19 protein-coding genes are annotated in these 20,464 nt (G+C 62.6%); 8 read left to right on the top strand and 11 right to left on the bottom strand.

The window, feature by feature from the left end; all coding sequences use genetic code 11:
- Positions 1-103 precede the first annotated feature (103 nt).
- Genes AB6806_RS26745 through AB6806_RS26735 form a run of 3 tightly spaced genes read right to left on the bottom strand, consistent with a single transcriptional unit; the run spans position 104 to position 3,526 of the window.
- The gene (locus AB6806_RS26745) at positions 104-1,258 is read right to left on the bottom strand and encodes a hypothetical protein (RefSeq protein WP_370956053.1); all 1,155 of its coding nucleotides are present in this window, start codon (positions 1,256-1,258) and stop codon (positions 104-106) included.
- Between the two features lie 16 nt (positions 1,259-1,274).
- Complete coding sequence (locus tag AB6806_RS26740; RefSeq protein WP_370956052.1) at positions 1,275-2,339, bottom strand: hypothetical protein; 1,065 nt, start codon at positions 2,337-2,339, stop codon at positions 1,275-1,277.
- A 32-nt stretch (positions 2,340-2,371) separates the two neighbouring features.
- The gene (locus tag AB6806_RS26735) at positions 2,372-3,526 is read right to left on the bottom strand and encodes a PIN domain-containing protein (RefSeq protein WP_370956050.1); all 1,155 of its coding nucleotides are present in this window, start codon (positions 3,524-3,526) and stop codon (positions 2,372-2,374) included.
- A 276-nt stretch (positions 3,527-3,802) separates the two neighbouring features.
- Here AB6806_RS26735 and AB6806_RS26730 point away from each other — a divergent pair, with 276 nt between their 5' ends.
- The 7 genes from AB6806_RS26730 to AB6806_RS26700 all read left to right on the top strand — a co-directional run bounded on the left by AB6806_RS26730 (position 3,803) and on the right by AB6806_RS26700 (position 12,087).
- Positions 3,803-4,597, top strand: a complete 795-nt coding sequence (locus tag AB6806_RS26730; protein WP_370956049.1) for an RNA polymerase sigma factor — start codon at positions 3,803-3,805, stop codon at positions 4,595-4,597.
- Positions 4,594-5,193 carry a hypothetical protein gene (locus AB6806_RS26725; RefSeq protein WP_370956048.1) on the top strand — a complete coding sequence of 200 codons (600 nt, stop codon included), beginning with the start codon at positions 4,594-4,596 and terminating at the stop codon, positions 5,191-5,193. The genes AB6806_RS26730 and AB6806_RS26725 overlap by 4 nt, the downstream gene beginning before the upstream one ends.
- Before the next feature lie 10 nt (positions 5,194-5,203).
- Positions 5,204-8,626: a UvrD-helicase domain-containing protein gene (locus AB6806_RS26720; protein WP_370956046.1), complete on the top strand. Its 3,423-nt coding sequence runs from the start codon at positions 5,204-5,206 to the stop codon at positions 8,624-8,626.
- A 153-nt stretch (positions 8,627-8,779) separates the two neighbouring features.
- Positions 8,780-10,042, top strand: coding sequence for a nucleotidyltransferase domain-containing protein (locus AB6806_RS26715; protein ID WP_370956045.1), 1,263 nt, complete (start codon positions 8,780-8,782; stop codon positions 10,040-10,042).
- Between the two features lie 5 nt (positions 10,043-10,047).
- On the top strand, positions 10,048-10,716 hold the full coding sequence (locus tag AB6806_RS26710) for a type II CBASS E2 protein (RefSeq protein ID WP_370956094.1): 669 nt from the start codon (positions 10,048-10,050) through the stop codon (positions 10,714-10,716).
- Entirely contained in the window at positions 10,605-10,931 is a 327-nt protein-coding gene (locus AB6806_RS26705; protein ID WP_370956092.1) for a patatin-like phospholipase family protein, read from the top strand. Before AB6806_RS26710 ends, AB6806_RS26705 begins: the two co-directional genes overlap by 112 nt.
- 1 nt (position 10,932) lies before the next feature.
- A complete protein-coding gene (locus AB6806_RS26700) occupies positions 10,933-12,087 on the top strand; it encodes an SAVED domain-containing protein (RefSeq protein ID WP_370956043.1) in 1,155 nt (384 codons plus the stop codon).
- A 178-nt stretch (positions 12,088-12,265) separates the two neighbouring features.
- On the opposite strand, the gene AB6806_RS26695 is transcribed toward AB6806_RS26700, so the two are convergent.
- The 5 genes from AB6806_RS26695 to AB6806_RS26675 form a co-directional block, all read right to left on the bottom strand.
- On the bottom strand, positions 12,266-12,607 hold the full coding sequence (locus AB6806_RS26695) for a helix-turn-helix domain-containing protein (RefSeq protein WP_370956042.1): 342 nt from the start codon (positions 12,605-12,607) through the stop codon (positions 12,266-12,268).
- Positions 12,604-12,774 carry a hypothetical protein gene (locus AB6806_RS26690; protein WP_370956040.1) on the bottom strand — a complete coding sequence of 57 codons (171 nt, stop codon included), beginning with the start codon at positions 12,772-12,774 and terminating at the stop codon, positions 12,604-12,606. The genes AB6806_RS26695 and AB6806_RS26690 overlap by 4 nt, the downstream gene beginning before the upstream one ends.
- A 249-nt stretch (positions 12,775-13,023) precedes the next feature.
- Positions 13,024-13,776 (bottom strand): DUF1612 domain-containing protein, encoded by a 753-nt coding sequence (locus tag AB6806_RS26685; protein WP_370956038.1) that lies wholly within the window; start codon positions 13,774-13,776, stop codon positions 13,024-13,026.
- A 140-nt stretch (positions 13,777-13,916) separates the two neighbouring features.
- Positions 13,917-14,054, bottom strand: coding sequence for a helix-turn-helix domain-containing protein (locus AB6806_RS26680; RefSeq protein ID WP_370956091.1), 138 nt, complete (start codon positions 14,052-14,054; stop codon positions 13,917-13,919).
- Positions 14,055-14,249: 195 nt separating this feature from the next.
- Positions 14,250-15,104: a LysR family transcriptional regulator gene (locus AB6806_RS26675; RefSeq protein ID WP_370956037.1), complete on the bottom strand. Its 855-nt coding sequence runs from the start codon at positions 15,102-15,104 to the stop codon at positions 14,250-14,252.
- Positions 15,105-15,267: 163 nt separating this feature from the next.
- Between AB6806_RS26675 and AB6806_RS26670 the strand changes: the two genes are divergently transcribed.
- Entirely contained in the window at positions 15,268-16,797 is a 1,530-nt protein-coding gene (locus AB6806_RS26670) for an MFS transporter (RefSeq protein ID WP_370956036.1), read from the top strand.
- Between the two features lie 200 nt (positions 16,798-16,997).
- Here AB6806_RS26670 and AB6806_RS26665 read toward each other — a convergent pair whose 3' ends face one another.
- The 3 genes from AB6806_RS26665 to AB6806_RS26655 all read right to left on the bottom strand — a co-directional run bounded on the left by AB6806_RS26665 (position 16,998) and on the right by AB6806_RS26655 (position 20,350).
- On the bottom strand, positions 16,998-18,107 hold the full coding sequence (locus AB6806_RS26665) for an amino acid ABC transporter permease (protein ID WP_370956034.1): 1,110 nt from the start codon (positions 18,105-18,107) through the stop codon (positions 16,998-17,000).
- A gap of 2 nt (positions 18,108-18,109) precedes the next feature.
- Positions 18,110-19,249 carry an amino acid ABC transporter permease gene (locus AB6806_RS26660; RefSeq protein WP_370956032.1) on the bottom strand — a complete coding sequence of 380 codons (1,140 nt, stop codon included), beginning with the start codon at positions 19,247-19,249 and terminating at the stop codon, positions 18,110-18,112.
- 75 nt (positions 19,250-19,324) lie between these two features.
- Positions 19,325-20,350, bottom strand: coding sequence for an amino acid ABC transporter substrate-binding protein (locus tag AB6806_RS26655; RefSeq protein ID WP_370956031.1), 1,026 nt, complete (start codon positions 20,348-20,350; stop codon positions 19,325-19,327).
- Positions 20,351-20,464: the final 114 nt, after the last annotated feature.

Here is a 20,464-nt window from a genome sequence, read left to right as displayed (position 1 = left end):
GTGCCTACTTCGTTGAGTGTGCCGAGCAATAGGCGAATCCGCCGGACGGATTTGGACGACTAGCGCAAATAGTCGACATTGGGCCGTCGTCCGAGAGCCGACATTACGACCGGCCGTGCATGTTCTCAGCGACTGCCTTTTGGAACGCTTTCGCAGAAGAGCGGCTACCTCGCTTGAATATCCCGATGAAATCGTATGGTTCGGAAGTGCGGGGAATGAACCAGTAAATCAGCAACAGGTCTTCCTGCCCGCCCTGCACGAAAGCGCTTTCCGCGATGTGAGTCAGGTTGGCGTCGAATTGTCCGGGCGAAGCAGGCGAGCCGACGCCGATTGCAATTGTCTGGAGGCGCTGGGGTGATCCAAGCGTCAAACCTGTCGAAAAAAAACAGTCGGGCCTGAGTGTGACTTGCCTTAGTCCCTGCTTCATCAGCCGTTCGATTTTTCTTTGGCCGGTGAGATCGACATTGAGCAGCCGATGCCCAAAACGAGTCCATCCCGTCGGGCGCTTCTCTTCAAGCGCAGTCAGCAGCCGACTCCAAAACGGTGTGCGGCTGATAGAAATGCGCAGCGGCTGCTTCTCCCCCGCATCATTGTAAGTCGGTGCGATACGCAGGGACGCGCCGTACCACTGAAGCGGCCTGCCATCGAACTCGTCTTCGCCGATGATGAACTGGGTGCCGAGGTAGACCGCGAGCAAATCGAGTTCGTCGGCAAAGTAGACCGCGTTGCGTTCCAATTCGGCACGGCGGCTCAAATAATGGCAGCGCTCGATTTCCTGCGTGAGAACGTCGAAGACAGTCTCCAGCTCAAAGATGGACATCGATGGAGCGATGTCTGAATTCTGAGGAATCAGACCAGCGGCTTTGAGCTGCGGCCAGTGCGCCGAAAGCGGGCCGACCGCGTCCTGAAGCACGTTGATGCGAATGATGTCCCGCACATCGTGCGGATTGATTTCAAGCAGACCCTGTCTGGTTTGAAAGGTGATGGGTCCCCGCGCTTCAAGCACGCGCTGCTTCAATCGAAGAGACTGCTCGGAGGGAGCGACCACGAGTTCGTGGAGTGCTTCTTTCAGGCTCTGAACTGCGCCTCGACGGGCCGCGGATTTGATCTTCGCTGACTTCGCCTCGAACACCAACATGGTCTTGTCGATGATGGCCACGAGGTCAGACTCCCAGGCCGTCTTTCCACCGTCGTCACTCCACTTCACGTTCTCCCGAACGTCCGCGTGCGGCAGGAATTTTCGTACGGTCGCGCTCAAGCGAGCCTCCAACCATTCAGCCCCTGGCTTTCTCCGACGCTTTTTTGAGCTTGGGATTCGCGGTGCAGAGTGCTTCTAGTATCTCCGCGAAGTGGGCGGAGATGACCTGCGGTGCCGCGCAGAAAATGATACCTTCTGCCAGCTGAATCAGTGGCTTGAGCTGGACCGGATTGGATAGATGCAGGTGTTCCAAGTCTGCCGGCGTGACGGCGCCGAACTTCAGTGACAGCGCAGTGATCACCTCCGACAAATACTGCTTTTGAGCCGGCGGGGCTGCGGCCGTCAGATCTTCGATTTTGAATGTGAAGATCTCGCGGAGGCGATGCTCGTTATGGCTCCATAGATAGGCGCGAAGTCGCCGGCGGTCATTCCGGAAAGGCAACGCCTTTTCCTTCGCAACCGACCGAAGCTCCGGCGGTAGACGTTGGACGAAGGCCTCGATCATTGAGATGCCGGTCTTCTTTTGGGACCAGGCGCGCGCCTCGTCCATGAGACCACGCAGGCGATGCTTAGTGGTCTCGATGATTGTCGAGAGTGCGACGACTACTTCCGTCGCGTCGCAGCCAATGTGGTGTCGGAATGTAGGATTGATTGCTTTCGCCAAGTCTGTCGCATATTCCCGCGTTTGGAAGCCTTGGCGCGCGCCCCTCACAATCAACGTCCACTCTTGGATGCGAGCCAGCAGGTTCTGACGTCGGTTCGCAGCTGCGTCGGCGCTCATTTTGCTTTTCGCCCGGTCGCAATACGCTCGGCTATTTTCGGCGATCAGGTCGATAACTCGCTGGGTGTTGCCGGGATAGTCGGTGTCGGAGACCGGACTGCTGCGGCCGCGCGACAGTGCGAGAGCCTGAATTAGTTCAAGATGAAAGAGCTGCAAGCCAGGCTTCCCAATCTGCTGCTCTTCTGGACGCACCCCTCGGAGAATGACCGAAAATCCGGCCCGCGCGAGGATTTCCAATGCGTCAACGGAGGTCGTTTCCTTGATGAGTGAGTTCAGAGTCTCTTCGAAAAGTGCGGCTGCGGCGCTTCCGGCCGCGTGAGCTGAAGCCAAGTCTTCCTGCCTCAATTCGTTGGCTTCCATTGGATGCGCTCTTCGAGCCGGTCTCTAGCCGATCAGTTCTTTTCGTGCGTAGGATTTTCGTCGGGAAACGGGTCCACGTAACCGAAGTTCGCGACCACCCTGGTGGAGGTGACCGTCGTATCCAGCACCTCGATCTCGTCTCCGTCCATCTCGCGGGCGACAACCAGCGTCACGTCGAAAGTGAGATCATCCTCAGTGTATGGAACGCGTGAGCCGAGGGCGACGCTGTCACCATCAACAGCGTCATGTGCGTAAAAGCTGAAGGCTGCCTCGAACCCGATCTTGGCGACGACCTTGACCGTCATGGTCATCTCGTTCTCGTCCTCGGCGATGACGGACGGCGCGCCGATCTTGTCGCTGTAGATGTGCTGTAGCACTGCGTTGAGCGGCTCGACCTCATAGTTGAGCGGCGCATCTGCGTTGATGTCGAAACCGATTCCGTCGAGGTAGTACTCGAATCCTCTCGCTACTTCCTCCGCGATGGACTTGGGGGCGTCTTTCTTCCAGACAGCGACCACCTTTTCGGCGAAGTGACAGCCGGGATCATTGAACCAGGACATAAGCACGTCGAGTTCTGGAACAACCACTAGATATTGCGACTTCTCGGCAAACTCCGCCCACCCCTTATCCGGGCTCACACAAACTATGAGCTTATTGCGTGCCCTTGCTGCCTGTTCGAGCCCCAGCAGTGCGAAGGCATCCGGAAATTCGTGCTTCTTGGCTTCGCGCGCCTCAAATGGGGTTACGATCTCGAAATATCGGCGGAGCACCTCGGCGGCTAGAGTTCCGTCGCCCTCCCCTGGAATGACCTCGGCACCCACGGCAGCGAGGTATTGGTCCAATTGCTCGACCGCAGCGGCAGTGGGATCGATGTCGAGCTGCAACTCCTTCTTGAGGGCGTCGAGGTCTTTAGCCAGTCTCCAACGACGGTCATGGCGTTTCAAGGCGGCGGTCAGCTCACGTTTGGTCTCACCTGCGGCGACAGCGATATGGGCTCTGACCTCCTTCACCACGACTTCCGAAAAGACGAGGTTGACGCCGCCCTTCTTAAACTGGTCGAGACGGGCAAGCACCGCGTGTTCGAGGTTGCATCCGTACCTGTCGAAAATGGCGGTATCGATCGAGACCGCGGTGACAGAACCATCCGCGATGCGCGCCCTTACATCTGCGTTCTCGAATTTTGGCATGCGCACTCGCTATTCGATTCCAAAAACGTGTGTCCCTTAGCAGGGGGCTCCGGTCATATCGACCTTAGTCTCAAGCCACGGAAGCACCGAACGATCCGCGCGAAGGCTGTCCAAGCGCTCACAACATCACCGTAGATTAGAGAGCGCAGCCGGACGTTCCCCGAACAGCCTGCCATTGTGAAAAAACCGAATCTGAACGACCCTGCGTCAGCGGATATCCCAGACGAAGGGTCGCGATCCCAAGCGACTAGCGGGATATCTTGGCTAGGGGGACCAATGCTGACGCCGCTAACCAAGAAAAGAGGGAACGGCGATCTCTACGAGCGCTTCCCCAAAACTGCCGCCATTCTTGAACAACTGATAGCGCTCCCGCGGGACGAGATCGTACGGCGCTTAGGGCATCGGAGCCGAACGCATGCAGAGTTCATCCCGAGCGAATGCTTGATGTACATGCTCCGCGAGGCGAGCCGGCAGGGCAACCGCTCCGAGTGGTTCAACACGCTCTTCCTGGCGCTTTATGCCCGGTGCGAGCGAAACCTGGCACATGCCGTGAGCTATGGCGCCGTGACCGATGCCGAGACCGTCCGCGAAGATATCCTCGGTGAGTTCCAGATCATCCTGGCGCGCGGACTTGGGCCGGAGCCGCAACGGCTCGACGTCTTCGAGGTGGTCTTCGACAAGGCCTTCGTAGCCCTTCGGAAAAACATGCTTAAAAAGCGGAGGCGCATCGAGCACAAGGAAAAGGCCGCGCTTCAGGCTGCCGACCATGATGACGAGGAGGGAACGGCTTCGCCATTCGAGCCGGTCCAGCCCGAGCCCGACAACGCGATGCGACTGAACGCCACCGAACTCGCAATTTTCCGGATCCAGGCAACCGAAAGGATTGACGCACTACCGGACAAGGAACGGCGAGCGGTGACCCTCATTCTACGTGGCCACAAGATCGACGCGTCCGACCCGACAAAGCCCTCTATCGCGGAGTTATGCGACGTGGACGAGAGAACGGTTCGAAACTGGCTCAAGAGCGCAGCGGCGCGACTAAGCGACAAACTGCATGGAGAAGCGCCATGAGCCCGAACCACGACGATACCTTTCGGGAGAGCGTGCTGGCCGACTTCGTGACAGTCGATGGCAACATCACCGAAGACCGCCTTCGCGACTTCAGCAAGCGCTATCCCGAACTGACCGAGGACTTCACCGAACTCGCGCACGAATTGGCGCTGATGGAGAAGACACCTTGGCCGGATGCATTCGAGGTCAACGAGGAAGCGGGTAGGAAAGCGCTCGCGCGCTTCGCAGACATCGAGGCAGAATTCGGAAAGCGGCTGCTCGAGCGCCAACCGGTCCCCTTCGAAGGGTTCTCGGTCAAGGATTACAGGGCCGTCGCGGCGAACCTCGGCGTCAACACGTCCTTCGTGCAACGATTGAGAGACCGCCTTATCCAGGTGGAAGACTTCAGCAACGGCCTGTTGGAGGCTATCGCAGCCGCCGTTGGCACGAACCTCGAAGCCATGAGAGACTTCCTCGCTGGCGCTCCGCCTGCGCCCGCGACGCGCATGTTCAAGGCCGACGAAAAACCGTCCTACCCCACAAAGCAGTCGCTTCAGCAAGCCCTCGACGATTCCGGCCTCGAAGAGGACCAGAAGAGTCGGTTGCTGTCATTGTAGGCCTGCGTCGATGGAGGCGTTCGAAGCCGTCAGGCGGGCCGCGGTCGATCTGCATGCCAAGGCCGTCAAGGCAGGTGCCGATCCATGGGTGCCATTGTCCGTCGTCGTCGCCGGCGCCGCGGAGGCAGGCGTCGAGTTACGGTGGGCCAGGAAGGAAGATCCCGCCTTGATGGGGGGCCTTGCCACCTTCGACCCCTCGATGATGCTGGCCTCTTGCCTCGATGGTGGCACGGATGCCGATCGCGCCATCTTGGCGGCCCACGAGGTCGGCCATGCGGTGTTGCATCTGCCTGCCGAGACCGTCATCGACAACGAGATCGATCCAAGCCGTCTGTCCGAAGGTGCGGCGAGCGGCATCGAGAAAGTGGTCGATTACGGGCGTCGTGAGCGTCGCGAGCTACAGGCCGATCTTTTTGCCCGCGAACTCGTCCTGCCGAGGCATCGAGTTCGCGCCCTCTACTTGGGCGAGAAGCTCGGGGCGAAGGAAATCGCATCCCGGTCCGGGCTTCCCTATTCCCTTGTCGCGCAGCAATTGCTCGACGCGTTGCTCTTGCCGTTGCCGTCCCTCGATGTCGAGGCTGGCCCAAGCAAGCCTCCTCCCGCTCTGGACGAGAGCCAGGCCGCGGCCGCCGATCATGCGGGCTCCCCGTTTCAGCTTCAGGCGGGCCCCGGGACGGGGAAGACCCGCACGCTCATCGCGAGGGTCGAAAGGCTCATCGACAAGGGGATCGACCCCGGCAAGATTTTGGTGCTGACGTTCTCGAACAAGGCGGCCGGCGAATTGATCGACCGGCTTGCCAAGTCCCGACCCGCCGCGGCACCGGCGGTTTGGATAGGCACCTTTCACGCCTTCGGCCTCGATATTCTTCGGCGCTTCCACGACCATGTCGGGCTCTCGACTAACCCACGGCTCGTCGACAAGGCCGATGCTGTCGGACTCCTCGAAGACCTCATTCCGGTGCTTCCGCTGAAGCATTTCAGGAATTTCTTCGACCCGACCGCCGACATCGGCGACATGCTCGCCGCCATCTCGCGCGCGAAAGACGAGGTTTGCGACCCGGCCGCCTATCGCCGGCTGGGGAAGGCCATGGAGACCCGGGCGACCGCCTCCGGCGACAGGGACGCGCTGACCCGCGCGGAAAAGGTGCTCGACGTCGCGGAGCTCTATGACGCCTATCAAGAACAGTTGAGGGCGGGTGGCGTCCTCGATTTCGGCGATCTCGTCATGCGGCCCGTCGAACTGGTCGAAAGGGAGCCCGCCATTCGGGAGGCGTTAGCGCAGCGACACCAGCACGTGCTCGTCGATGAGTATCAGGACGTCAACCGAGCCAGCGTGCGTCTCTTAAAGGCGATCGTCGGCAGTGGCGAGAGACTATGGGTCGTCGGTGACGCACGGCAATCGATCTATCGCTTCAGGGGCGCCTCGTCCTCAAACATGGCCGGCTTCCTGAGAGACTTCCCCGCAGGCAAGGTGGGACCCCTGAAGGTCAACTACCGGTCGAGCCAGGAGGTCGTCGGCACGTTTATCAAGTTCGCCGCGGGCATGAAGGCGTCCAGCGGGATGCTCGCCCTGGACCTGACGGCGAAACGAGGCCCTGCGGGTATCCGGCATGAGTCCCGCCGCGTCGGACGCCCGGTCGACGAAGGGGCCGCCGTCACCGCCGCGATCACCGAACTTCACGATCGCGGGGTGGCTTTCAAGGACCAAGCTGTCATCTGTCGCGGGAACGCTCGACTGGGCGATATCGCCGAAGCGCTGGAAGCGAGGGATGTGCCCGCGCTATACCTCGGAAATCTCTTCGAACGTCCCGACGTGAAGGATCTCCTTTCGATCCTCGCACTCCTCATCGACCCCAGGGCGGGGACCCTGCCGCGCGTCGCGGCGATGGCCCGGACCCCGATCGACATCACGGACCTCGCGATCCTCCAGAAGCATGCCGCGCAATGCGAGAAGCCATTGCAATGGATGTCGGCCGCCGCCTCGGTGGTGCGCAATTCCAGCACGGGCGCCTCGCTGGCGACCTTGGCTGCCGACCTGGCCGGGTTCGGGCCGGAGAGCACGCCATGGCAAGTGCTCACGGCATGGCTTCTGGACAGGACGGAGCTGCTGCGGGACTTGTGCGGCTCGAACAGGCCCCGGGATCAGATCCGCAGAATAGGCCTATGGCAGCTCATGGCATTCTGCCGGACCCTGCCGGCGGCCCAGCGGGGCAGACCAATCCAGCGCCTTCTGGACCGCGCCCGGAGGCTGGCCTTGCTTTCCGAGGAGCGCGATCTGCGCCAGATGCCGGCGGCCGCGAGCGGGCTCGACGCCGTCAATCTGATGACCGTCCACGGCTCGAAGGGGTTGGAGTTCGAGGTCGTGCACATGCCGGGCATGACCGTGTCGAGCTTCCCGACGAACAATACCGCGCCAAGGTGCACGCCGCCCGACGGCATGATTGCAGGGGCCGATGGCCTGACCGGCCTGGAGGCCGTCAAGCAGGGGCACGACGAAGAGGAACAGTGTCTGTTCTTCGTCGGCATTTCCCGGGCCCACAGTCGCGTGATCTTCTATTCCAGTACGAAGCAGGCGAACGGCAACAACCGCAGCCCTTCGCCTTTCCTTGCCGAAGTGCAATCGTCACTGACCTTGCTGGAGCCGGCGCCCCTTCTGGACCCGGACTCCAACACCGAACCCGGACCTGACCTCCCCATCGTCTGGGAGACGCCACCCGGCATCACGCACGATCATCTGGCACAATACGATCGCTGCCCGCGCCGCTATTTCCTGACCCATGTCATCGGAGTGCCCGGCGCGCGGACCTCGACGCCGTTCACCCGCATGCATGACGTCGTGAACGAGGTCATGCGGCGCCTGCGCGGCGATGCGGAGAAATGGGACGTCCCGCTCGCCCAGGTGGTGACGGACTTCGATGCCGTCTGGGCCGAACGTGGTCCGACCGAGCACGCCAGCGCCGCGGAGTATCATCGCGTCGGCCTGCGCCTCATCGAGAGCCTGCTATCGTCCAGGCGCGGCACCACGTTCGTCGAGCCCTCCTCGGTGGAGATCCCGCTAAGCGGAGCCCGCGTCATCATCCGGCCCGACGAGGCCAGGCAGGGCCCTGGCGGCATCGTGCTGCGTCGAGTGAAGACGGGAAAGGAGCGTTCGAACGAGATGGACGACATCGCCTACGCGCTCTTCCATCTCGCGGGCCGGGACAGCGGCGGAGCTGGCGCGACGGTCGAAGCGGTGTTTCTGACCGATGACGTCGTCGGTCCCGCCATCTTGAAGGACGCCAAGATCGCTAGCCAGCGGGATAAGGCGGCACGGTTGGCGGCTGGCATCGTGGGCGGCTACTTCCCTGCGAAGCCCGAGGCCAGGTCATGCCCGCGATGCCCGCACTACTTTACGTGTGGAACGCTCCCCGGCGGGGCGTTGACCAAGGCCTAGCCAGCGGCGGGTGCGGGGGTTGCCCGCATCCCGTTCCATTCCAGAAAAAAGATCGCGGCGAGTTTCCGGTTCCCGGGCGCCGGATTGATTGGTCCCTCAGATGGCCAGGAAGCTCCCTCGGGACGACGGGCCCCAACCTGAAGGAGAACGATCATGAACGCCCATAACCGACCCCCGCTCAACCTGAGCCCCATCGATATCCTGCTGAGCGACATCGCGATCCGCGTGCAGCTCTCGCAGACCGACCACGACAAGGCCGTCGATCGCTACGAGACGATGCAGGACTGGATCGATCGCGACGGCAGCCCGCTCGCGGGACGTGTCACCCGCATGTACGCGCAGGGCAGCATGGCGACCGGCTCGACGGTGGCCCAGAATTCCGACAGCGACGAATACGACATCGACGTCATGACCGAGTTGGCGATCTCGCCGGAGACGCCGCCCCAGACCGTGCTGGATGTGACCTACGAGGCGATCAAGGGCGAGCCGGGGTCGCGATATCATGCGATGACGGTTCGCCACACGCGCTGCGTCACCGTCGAGTACGCCGACGGCATGCACATCGACCTGACCCCCGCGGTCATCGTCCCGGGGGCCGCCGAGCGCACCAGCTGGATCTTCCATCACAAGGAAGATGCCCCTCGCGACCCCAGCTTCCGGCTGCTAGCCAACCCGTTTGGCTTGGCCGAGTATTTCAACGCGCGGACGCCGCAGGATGCCGACTTCGCGGCCTTCTACGAGCAGCGCTCGCTCACTTACGACAAGATGGTCGTCGAGGCTCGCGCCTACGGCGAACCCGTTCCCGAATTGCAGCCCGCCTATCGTAAGTCCAGGGCCCTGATCAGCCTCCAGTTGCTCAAGCGCTGGCGCAACGTGCTCTTCGAGGCACCGTCACGCTCGAAACTCAGGCGGCCGCCTTCGGTCCTGCTCAGCAAATTGATCGCCGATAACGCGGGACGCACGCGGAGCCTCTCCGACGAGTTGCAACACCAGGCCCAGTGCCTGCTGGATCGCCTCATCCACGAAAAGTCGATCGGTCGGCTCATCCATGAAGTGAACCCGGACTGCCATGGCGATGTGCTGACTGACCGCTGGCCGGGTGATCACGCTGCCCAGGATCTGATGATCGCCGACCTGCGCGACTTCTGCGCCAAGATGGAACTCCTCCGCTTCGGCGGCCTGTCCCTGGCGGAGATGAGCGTCATCCTTGAGAAGCTCTTCGGTGAACGGCCGGCGCGCGGTGCCTTGAACGAGTACATTACCCGCCAGGCCGACTCCTCCCGGCTCGGCCAGTCGCGAGTCGTCCTGGGGTCCGGCCTCATCACCGGAGGGTTGGCCAGCATCCCGACGGCAGCACCCGCTCGCACGGTCCCTAATCACAACTTCTACGGCGGCCCCTTGAAGCGGAGGCGCTGACGACCATGACCATTCTGTCGATCGAGGAACAGGATCGTCTAATCCAGCGTGACTTTCCTCAGTTCACGCTGGTCCATGACAGCGGCCTGTTCGCCATCTGGAGGGGAGCGCTCTGCCCGATCCAGAAGCCGTATGAGATCGAGATCGCATACTGCCCGTTCGACACGTTCGACGAGTTCACGATCCTGAACGGCGACATCACGGTCCGGCTGATCAGCCCTGAACTCGTCGTGTTCCACCCCGTCAAGGGTGGCCTCGTCCACCACGTCTACGCCGATCCGGAGCAGCCCGCGCGATCACCGCTGTGCCTGTACGATCCCCGCACCCAGGAATGGTCCCCGGCGCGCGCCATGGCGGAAACCATCATTCCCTGGGCGATGGAGTGGCTCTTCTTCTACGAGGCCTGGCTTCTGACCGGCGAATGGCACGGAGGCGGCCGCGGCCACCCAAGTTTAGAAAGATCCCGCCCATGTCCTACGAACGCGCCGCCCTGCCCCGCTCTGCCGGCTCACTCCGGAAACGCCGCGTTCCACAGGCTTGGCCTGAGGACCGGGACTTCCGCATCCTTTCGAATGATGGCGGCGGCATCCGAGGGGTCTTTCCCGCCGCGATCCTGGCGGGCCTGGAGGAGACTCTCACCGGTGGGAAGCCCATCTCGGATTGCTTCGACCTGATCGTCGGAACGTCCACGGGCGGCACCCTGGCGCTCGGCCTCAGCGCTGGCTTCGATGTCCGGCAACTGCGTGATCTCTCCAAGCAGCGCGGGCGCCATATCTTTATCCCGACCCGGCTCGGAGGCGAGATCCATCCATCAGATGCCGGCGAACATGTACAGCCTGTGCGCGAGCACATCGCCATACGGCGTCCCTACGTCATGATCGGAGTATAAAATGGCCGGAACGAAGATCGATCCGAAAATTCAGTACGCACTTTGGGCGCGGTCGGCTGGGCGATGCCAATACCGCGGCTGCAATGAACACCTGGTCGGTGACCTGTTGGCCGGCAAGACCACAGGCAAGTTCGGCTACGTCGCCCATGTCATAGGCGACGTGCCAAAGGGCACGTCAGGAAAGGGCGGCCCGCGCTACGACCCCGCCCGCTCTGCTGCTCTCGCGGGCGACATTGCCAACCTGATGTTATTGTGTGGCGGGCATCACAAATTGGTTGATGTCGACGCCAAGGAGGACCACCCGGAGTCGTTCCTTTTGAGCATGAAGTCTGAACATGAGCGCCGGATTGAGATCCAAACTGCAATCAAACCCGACCGCGCGTCGCACGTTCTAAGGTTTGGATCGAACATAGGGGCCAACCAGGCACTCGTTTCGCGGCAGGAGATCTTCGATGCGATGCTTCCAGATCGCTATCCGGACAACGACGGCCGCCCGCTAGATCTCGACATGCCAGGCTTCTCATTCGACGACGCCGACCCCGCTTACTGGCAAGCGCTCCAGGCCAATATGCGGCGTCAATTCTCGGACCAGGTGCGAGGGCGCATCGAGCGACAGGAGATCCGGCACCTCAGCGTGTTTGCGCTCGCGCCCATTCCGCTCCTGATCGAGCTCGGGCGGCTGCTGGGCGACATCGTGCCCGCCCACGTGCACCAGCGTCATCGCGAACCCGAGACGTGGAAGTGGCAGTCGGATGGTCCAGCGATCGAGTTTAGCACCGAAGAGCCCCTAAAGCGCGGCGGCGCGGTCGCCTTGAAGCTCGGCGTCAGCGGCACCGTTAGTAACGAGCGCATCGAGGCTGTGCTCGGTGCCAAAACTGCGATCTGGTCGATCGCGGCGGCCACACCAGGCAACGACGTGATGAGACGCCCTGGAGACTTGGTTTCGTACCGCACGATTCTTCGACGAGCGTTCGACCGGATTAAGGCCTCCCACGGCGAGGGTGCGACCATCCATGTCTTTCCGGCGGTGCCGGTCTCGCTCGCGGTCGAAACCGGTCGCATCTGGATGCCCAAAGCCGACCTGCCGCTGCGAATCTACGACCAGAACCGGAAACTTGGAGGTTTCGTCCCGGTCCTCACTATCGAGCACACCTGACCGCATCTGCGCGGCGCCAATGGCCGCGGCTTGGGCGTCGACTTCCAGATCGTGACACCAGCGGACGAATTGCCAAGCGTATGCGTGTGATGACATTGGAAGGGGCGCGCGAGCTAGCAATATGCCCGAAAGCTGACGCTGCTGATGTCCGGAAAGGGCCACAAGCAGAAGCGAGAGACTACGCGGCATCAGCCTTCTTTGGCCGCCCGACATCTCCCAGCCGGTCGATGCGCAAGGTCGGACCGTCCGGAAACCGCGCCACGATCTCAAGGCTGCCGCCGGCGGCCTCGACATAGCCTTTGAGCGTGCTCAGCAGCAGATCCGCGCGCTTCTCGAGTTTCGAGACCCCGGCCTGATCGGTGTGCAGCCTTGCGGCCAATGCCGCCTGGCTCAGGCGGCGCGCCTTGCGGAGTTCCTTGAGGCCGACATATTCGGCCATCACCTCGAGGCTACGCTCTGCGATCGCGACCTGCTCGTCGACTGGGAGCTTGGTCAGCGTCTCATTCCAGGAGGTGGTCATCGTTTTGACCCTCTCTTCGGTGGTGGTGGCACGATCAGCGTCGCAAGATGGTTGCGATATCGCTCGTCAGCGATCGGCACATTGACGTCACAGAAGCGGCCGTCACCGCCCTTGTTGCCGCCGACCAACAAGATGGCTGAGCGGCTAGGATCGAAGGCAAAGAACACCCGCCAGGGATCGCCACCGATCTGGATCTGCAGCTCTCATGTTCGGATAGACTGAACCATTCAACGTGTCAGCGTGGGGCCTGCCAAGCGTCGGTCCGACCTGCTGCAGCAGGTTAATCTTGACCGCGATTTCTACCCGAACAGATTCAAGAACCAGCACTCGAATTCGGCGACGGATTGAACAGCCCAGGCCATGAAAGCGATATGCCTTGAAAGGCATTATGTCGTCAAGTGCATGTATCTGCCTGGTCACAGGATCCCCCAAGCGCGGTACCGCTTCCGCCCAGTGAGCTCGCGCGGCAAGCTGCCGCTCAGTTCCTTCAGCATCGCCTCGATCGCCTGCGGCGTCACCTGCAACCGCGCCGCCGCCAGTTGCACTGTCACGAGCGGCGACGACACGAACAGGTCAACCAGGTCCGCCAACTTCGAATTCCCCCGCCGGCCCTCGCACCTCCGTAGCATCAGCGTTCGCGCCAATGACAGCCGATCGAGATCCCGTTGCCCGAACGCAGCGGCCTCGCCAAAAGCGCCGAGCAGCCCCTCAACCCGGGCGCTGAGCGCCAAATGCGGGCTCCACCTGAACTTTCCCCGTCTCAGCCCAACCCCGACTGTTGGCAGATGCGCCTGCGCCAACTCGCGCTGTCGCAACACGGTCGCCGCGAGCGCGAACCCGAGCTCGCCGGCGCGTTCCGACGGCTCGAGCCACAGCCACGCATCGAGCGCGACCGCGGCTGCGAGCGCCGCCGGCAGCCCCCTGCCCTCCTCCAGGATGTCTTGCCACCGCGCGAACCGCCCGGCGGCGTCATAGGTGGGATCGCGTAGCATCAGGTTTTTGCGGCCCTCGTCGGAGGAAAAATCGTTCCAGGCGTCAAGTTTTTTTCGCGTCCGGACCAACAAGGCGTCGATGTCGGCGAAGGCCGGATCGCCGAGCCCCTCCTCATCCTCCAGGCCCAAATCATCCTCGCCGGCGGGATCTTCATCGTCGTCATCCCGTTCGATCAAAACTACATGTTTGGAGTGCGCGGGAAAGTGTAAATTTGCCTTAGATCCTGTCGCAAAGCGGCATTCGAAGTCAGCAACTTCTTATCATGGAAGCCGCATTCCAGAGTGCCTCCGGAGCGGAAATCGAGCAGTGTCTCAGGTCACAAAACATGGTGGATGCTTGGCTGCGGGATCCCCAATTCGCGGCTGAGCTCAAGAATGGTCCACTCGCGCTTGCTTCCCACGAAAGCGTCGAGAATCGAAACGACCCGCTTGAGAGACGTAAGCAACGAATACACCCTGGCGTTTAGATAGTTCCGAATCGTCTGAGCAATTTGCCACAGCAACGGCGCAGAGCGCGAAGACCTATTCCGGTATTTCCGAACGGATCTCAAGGTTGGCGGGCCATGGTTCGGAATCGTCCATGTCCAGGATTTCACAAGATGCGCGCTCGCCCTCGAGGGGAGCCGCTCCGGAGAGGCTCTCTGCACCTCTCACGAACCCGGCCGATGCTCCCGGAAACCGGCAGCGAGCGCCCGAAGGGCCTCACGTGATTTTGCATCGGTGAGCGTGGAAAACATCACGATCTCGGTGGAGGGAAGCAGCGGCAGGCCGAAACGCTGGCTGACCTCGATCGTGCCGGGAGGCGCAAGGCGATAGGAAAAGGCCGAGATGGCGAGGCCGGCGGAGACGGCGGCCGTCACCATGGATGACGTACCGCCAAGGAAAACCTCGGTCCAGGGGATCGAAGCGGCGTCCAGCGCGCGAGTGGCGATGTCGCGCACACCGCAGGCGGGCGAAAGCGCGGCCAACCGCAAGGGCTCGCCCTGACGGTGCTCGAATTGCGGGGCGGCGAACCAGCCGAAGTGCTCCGGTCCCAGTACCTCGCCGTCGCGCCGATCATCCTCGCGCCGAATGATGGCAGCGTCCAGTTCGCCGCGATCGAAGGCGTCGAGCAGGACGCGCGAGCTCTCCATCCGCACTTCAATGGTCAGGCCGGGATCGTGGGCATTGAGTCGGGCCAGAAGGGTCGGAACCTCCGGCCCGGCCACATGGGCGGCGATGCCGAGGCCGAAGCGGCGGCCTCCCGCATAAAGACCGGCCATGGCGCGGTCGTGAGCGGCGAGGAAGTCGCGCGCGCCCACCAGGAACACGGCTCCTTGCGCCGACAGGCGTACCGAGCGGGGCGTTCGTTCGATGAGCCGCTGGCCGAGCCGGTCCTCCAATCGTTTGAGCTTCACGCTGATGGCACCTTGCGTGGTCCCGAGTGCCTCGGCGGCGCGGGTGAAGCTCTGCAAATCGGCGATGGTGACGAACGCCTGGACGGCGTCCACATCCAGCGTGGTCATCCAATGATCCGAATATGTTGTCTCTGAAATACTTAACCATCTAATTCAGATATGGTCAAGGTTTCGCTAGCTTGCCTCGACCGCAACACGCGGACCGAAGCACACGCGCCTTCCGTCATGACCGGATTTCGCCGTCGCGGTCCGGACGTCGAAAGGCTGAACCATGACCATTGCGATCTCCGCGCCGACCAGCAGCCGGCACGCTGTCGCGCTCGCCGCCGTTTGCCTGTCCGCCTTGATGTTCGGACTGGAAATCTCCAGCGTGCCGGCGATCCTGCCGACTCTGGAGCAGGTGCTGAACGCGAATTTCCGACAACTTCAATGGATCATGAACGCCTATACGATTGGCGTGACGATGGTGCTGATGGCGACGGGCGCGCTTGCCGACCGCTTCGGACGCAAACGCGTGTTCACCGCCAGCATCGTCGCCTTCGGCGCATCGTCCCTCGCCTGTGGGATCACCGGCAGCGTGCCGGTGCTGATCGGCGCTCGCTTTCTCCAAGGCCTGAGCGGCGGGGCGATGCTGGTGTGCCAGATCGCGATCCTCTCGCACGAGTTCCGCACAGCCGCCGACCGAGGCATGGCCTTCGGCTGGTGGGGCATCGTCTCCGGCGTCGGGCTGGGCTTCGGTCCGATCATCGGCGGCGCCATCGTCGCGCTCTGGAGCTGGGAATGGGTGTTCCTCGTCCATGTCGTGCTCAGCATCGTGACTTTGCTGCTGGCGGCCGGCGGAGTGCGGGAATCACGCGATCCGGAAGCGACCCGGCTCGACTTCGTCGGCATCGTCACGCTTTCGGCCGCAGTCTTTTGCCTCGCCTTCTTCATCACCCAGGGGCCGGAACCCGGCTTCGCCAGCCCGGCGGCGCTGTCGATCCTGGGCGTGGCGGTCGCGAGCTTCATCGCCTTCCTCATTGCGGAAAGGCTCACCCCGAGGCCGATGTTCGACTTTTCGGTTTTCCGCATCCGCGCGTTTTCCGGCGCGATCATCGGCTCGGCAGCGATGAATATGAGCTTCTGGCCGTTCATGATCTATTTGCCGATTTGGTTCCAGGCGGGGCTGGGCTATGACAGCGTCGCCGCCGGTCTGGGGCTGCTCGCCTATACGCTGCCCGCCCTGGTCGTGCCGCCGCTGGCCGAGCGTTTGTCGCTGCGCTACCAGCCCCGTCTCGTCATTCCGGCCGGTCTGTTCACCATCGGCCTCGGCTTCATGCTGATGAAGCTCGGCAGCGGCGCCGGGAACGCGAACTGGTTGACCATGCTGCCGGGCTGCATCCTGACCGGTGTCGGCCTCGGCCTGACCAACACGCCAGTCACCAACACGACGACAGGATCTGTTCCCGCGGCCCGCTCCGGCATGGCGTCCGGCATCGACATGAGCGCACGGATGATCTCGCTGGCGATCAACATTCCCATCATGGGCTTCATTCTGGTCGAAGGCGTGCTGTCTTCGCTCGGAGCGAACCTCCCGCTCGACACGAACCCAGTTATTCTGCGTTCGCTTGCAGAAAGAAGCGCTGCCGGAACCGTTGGCTCACTCGGACAGGGGATATCAGATGCTGTCGTTCATGACGCCTTGGCCAACGGTTTCGGTCGGGTCATGCTTTATGGCGGCGTGAGCGCCTGGCTGCTCGCAGCGGTGAGCTTCATGGTGTTCGGCCAAGCGAAGAAGCTCTGCCGGGATCACGCAACCTGAGGTGCGTGGCATGAATCGCCGGCCGGAGCACATCAAGGGGGGGCGATGCGACCCTGATGCACTTCGGTACCGAGGTAATCGACCTGCTCTATCAACATCGCCTCGAAGGAAGCTCTTCTCAAACAGCCCGCGCGAAGGGGAGCCGAACGATCGTCCCCCCAGCCTCCTCCGCTGCAATGAGCCTGGAGTGAGACGAAACGCTACCGATCGGCGGGAATCTGCCGCTCGTTGGGCTTCGCCAACCCGGCATCGGCAACCCTGCCTTCGAGCCAAAGGCTGTAGCGCGATGCGCCGAAGCAGACCAGGAAGTAGATAAGTGCCGCGAACACATAGGCTTCCGTGTAGAAGCCCAGCCAGTGGGGATCCGTCGCCGATACGCGCGAGGTGTTCAGGAAATCGAACATGCCGATGATGATGACCAGCGTGGTATCCTGGAACACGCCGATGGCGAGATTGACCAGTGGCGGGATCACCAGCCGGAAGGCCTGGGGAAGAACCACCAGCCGCATCGAGCGCCAGTAGGACAAGCCGAGCGCCTTGGCCGCCTCGTATTGCCCAACCGGAATCGCCTGAAGCCCGCCGCGAATGATCTCCGCCAAGTAAGCCGCGACGAACAGCACGAGGGCGATCTGGGCCCGCAGGAACTTGTCGACGTCCGACCCGGCCGGAAGCATCAGGGGGAACAACAGCGTCGCGGCATACAGGACGGCGATGAAGGGCACGCCGCGCAGGAGCTCGATGAACACGATGGAAAGCAGCCTGATACCGCCCATGCGTGAGCGCCGTCCGAGCGCGAGCAGGATGGCGAGCGGGAACGCTCCGGCGAAGGCCCCGACCGCCAGCAACAGGGTCACGGGCAGGCCGCCCCATTTCTCGGTCGGAACGACGTCTCCGGCCGGCCAGCCGAGCAGCACCGCGGGAATGCCGGGGATCGCGACCAGCCAAACGGCGAGCAGGCGCCGGCCCCAGAGCGAAGGCCAGGCTGTGGCAGTAACGAGAAGCGCGACGAGCACCACCGCCAGCGAGGCGCGCCACTGCAGCGGCTGCGGGTAGAAGCCGAAGACGATGAAACGCAGCTTTTCGCCGATAAAGGCCCAGCAGGCGCCGGCTGCGGATGCGCATGTCGCGGCGTCGCCCCGCCAGACGGCATCGATCAGGGACCACCTGACCAAAGGAGGAAGCAGCCAGGCCGCCGAGGTCAGCAGCGCCAGGGTGATGAGCAGATTGCCGCGCGTTCCGGTCAGCCGGGCGATCAAATCCGGCAGGCCGCGGAATCCAGCCGCAGCGGAAGGAAGCGAGGGCCGCGTCATCGTCAATGCAGCTCTCGCAGGGCCCAGCGGCGGTTATAGGCGTTCATCGCGGCAGACACGATCAGGCTCACCGCGAGGTAGACGAGCATCATGATCAGGATCGCCTCCAGCGCCTGGCCGGTGGTGTTGGCGGTGGTGTTGAGGATGTTCACGAGATCCGGGTAGCCGATGGCCACCGCTAGGCTCGAATTCTTCGTCAGGCTCAGATAACTCGACGTCATGACCGGGACGATGACGCGCAGAGCCTGCGGCAGGATGACGAGCCGCATGATCTTCGCCCGCGACAGCCCCAGGGAACGCGCAGCCTCCCACTGACCGGTCGCCACCGAGAGGATGCCGCCCCGGACCGTTTCCGCGATGCTCGCCGACGCATTGATCACGAGCGCGACGAGCAGCGCCACGAATTCCGGCGACAACGAGGTGCCCCCGCGGATGTTGAAACCCGACAGCACTGGCAGATCGAACGTCGGAGGCGCCCCTGCGATGACCGCGATCGCCGGTGGAAGCAGAAACGCGGCAAGCGTCCAGATCGCGGCCCCGACCAACGACGTTCTTGCGCGCCTGCCGGCGCGCCATTTGAGAAATCCACCCACGATCAGTGCCAGCAGGAAGCTGGCAGAGACGATCGCGACGGTCGCTTGGTCGTCCGCGATGAACGGGAAGAACGCGCCGCGATTGGTCAGCAGCACGCCAGGCAGCGGCGACAATGCCTGGCGGGGGCCCGGCAACGCGTGAAACAGCGTGTTCCAGAAGAAGATCTGCAGCAGGAGCGGCGTGTTGCGCACGATCTCGACATAGGCTTGCACCAGCCTGGCCAGCATCGGATTGGACGAGAGGCGGGCGATGCCCAGCGCGACCCCGAGCACCGTCGCCAGGATGCAGCCCGCGAACGAAACCTTCAGCGTATTGAGAAAGCCCACGGCGACCGCGCGCAGATAGCTGTCCCCGGCCGAATATGCGATCAGCCCCTCGCCGATCTCGAAATTGGCGGCGTGTCCAAGAAACTGAAAGCCCGGCGTGAGGCCGAGGCGGTGCATGTTCTGCACCAGGTTCGAGCCAAGCAGGACGAAGACGAGGCCGACCGCGATGAACAGCGCGAGTTGCTGGAGAGGCTTGGCGCCCCACCAGATGGCGATGGCCAAAAAGAAGCCGGGTCCTTTCGGGCCCGGCCGGCCTGCCGCTGCGGATGAGGAAGAGGTCATCCTGGCTCTGCAAGCTCAACGGAACGGCGGGGAATAGAGCAGACCGCCTTGCGTCCAAGGCTGGTTGTAACCCCGTTCGAAACCCACCTTGCTCTTCTTGCCGATATTGCGTTCGAAGATCTCGCCGTAGTTTCCGACAGCCTTGATGATGTTGTAGGCAAATTTCGGATCGAGTTCGAGCGCTTCACCCAGTGACTTGTCCACGCCGAGGAAGCGCTTGATCCCGGGATCGTCGCTTTTCAGGAATTCGTCGACATTCGCCTGGGTGATGCCGAGCTCCTCCGCCTGGATCGTGGCGAATACCGTCCAATTGACGATTTCCAGCCAGCGATCGTCTCCGGCGCGGATGGCCGGGGCCAGCGGCTCCTTCGACAGACGCTCCGGCAGGAGAACGTAATCGTCGGGCTTGCCCAGCTGGATCCGCCGCAGGCCGAGGTCGGAGGCATCCTGCGTCAGGGCATCGACCCGGCCCGATTCAAGCGCGTTGACGAATTCCTTCGTCTCCTCGATCACGACCGGCTTGAAGGTCTTCTTCGACTTGCGAAAGAAGTCGGCGATATTGAGCTCACCCGTCGTGCCACTCTGAATGCCGATCGTCGCCCCATCGAGATCGGCCGCCTTGGTGACGCCGAGGGACTTCTTCACCAGAAGGCCCTGACCGTCGTAGAAAACGACGGGGCCGAAATGGAAGCCGAGCTTGAAGGCGCGCGTCACCGTCTGCGTGACACCCGACAGCAGAATGTCGAATTCGCCCGATTGCAGGGCCGGCAGGCGCTGCTGGGGTGAGGAGGACGTGAAGCTCACCTTCTCCGGATCGTTGAAGACCGTCACCGCCAGTGCCCGGCCGAAATCGACGAAGAAGCCCTGCCATTTGCCGGCGCTGTCGGGAGCGAAGAAGCCGGGCGACGTCCCGACTCCGACCTTGATCGTGCCGCGCTGCCTGATCGCGTCCAGCGTCGGCCCCGCCCAGGCGGCTCCCGCCGATCCGGCCAGCCACCCGGCGAGGGCAAGCGAGTAGCCCAGAGTTCTGCTCGACTTCATGAAATTTGCTCGCATACCGATCTCCAAAGGCTGGGCACGAACTCGTCGCCAAATCGACCGAGAGCGGCCGGAACTGCCCCAAAAAGCCTGCGAATGATCAACGCGCTTGTTCGT

It is taken from the genome of Allobosea sp. RCC_152_1 (assembly GCF_041360765.1).
In the GTDB taxonomy this organism is placed as follows: domain Bacteria; phylum Pseudomonadota; class Alphaproteobacteria; order Rhizobiales; family Beijerinckiaceae; genus Allobosea; species Allobosea spartocytisi.
Note: the sequence above shows the minus strand (reverse complement) of the source record. Positions and strands in the feature narration are given on the sequence as shown.

Excerpts from the sequence above, each read along its gene's own strand:
- AB6806_RS26740 (WP_370956052.1), bottom strand. The coding sequence starts at position 2,339 with ATGGAAGCCAACGAATTGAGGCAGGAAGACTTGGCTTCAGCTCACGCG.
- AB6806_RS26730 (WP_370956049.1), top strand. The coding sequence starts at position 3,803 with ATGCTGACGCCGCTAACCAAGAAAAGAGGGAACGGCGATCTCTACGAG.
- AB6806_RS26675 (WP_370956037.1), bottom strand. The coding sequence starts at position 15,104 with ATGACCACGCTGGATGTGGACGCCGTCCAGGCGTTCGTCACCATCGCC.
- AB6806_RS26655 (WP_370956031.1), bottom strand. The coding sequence starts at position 20,350 with ATGAAGTCGAGCAGAACTCTGGGCTACTCGCTTGCCCTCGCCGGGTGG.
- AB6806_RS26720 (WP_370956046.1), top strand. The coding sequence starts at position 5,204 with ATGGAGGCGTTCGAAGCCGTCAGGCGGGCCGCGGTCGATCTGCATGCC.
- AB6806_RS26695 (WP_370956042.1), bottom strand. The coding sequence starts at position 12,607 with ATGACCACCTCCTGGAATGAGACGCTGACCAAGCTCCCAGTCGACGAG.
- AB6806_RS26715 (WP_370956045.1), top strand. The coding sequence starts at position 8,780 with ATGAACGCCCATAACCGACCCCCGCTCAACCTGAGCCCCATCGATATC.
- AB6806_RS26710 (WP_370956094.1), top strand. The coding sequence starts at position 10,048 with ATGACCATTCTGTCGATCGAGGAACAGGATCGTCTAATCCAGCGTGAC.
- AB6806_RS26725 (WP_370956048.1), top strand. The coding sequence starts at position 4,594 with ATGAGCCCGAACCACGACGATACCTTTCGGGAGAGCGTGCTGGCCGAC.
- AB6806_RS26665 (WP_370956034.1), bottom strand. The coding sequence starts at position 18,107 with ATGACGCGGCCCTCGCTTCCTTCCGCTGCGGCTGGATTCCGCGGCCTG.
- AB6806_RS26735 (WP_370956050.1), bottom strand. The coding sequence starts at position 3,526 with ATGCCAAAATTCGAGAACGCAGATGTAAGGGCGCGCATCGCGGATGGT.
- AB6806_RS26670 (WP_370956036.1), top strand. The coding sequence starts at position 15,268 with ATGACCATTGCGATCTCCGCGCCGACCAGCAGCCGGCACGCTGTCGCG.
- AB6806_RS26700 (WP_370956043.1), top strand. The coding sequence starts at position 10,933 with ATGGCCGGAACGAAGATCGATCCGAAAATTCAGTACGCACTTTGGGCG.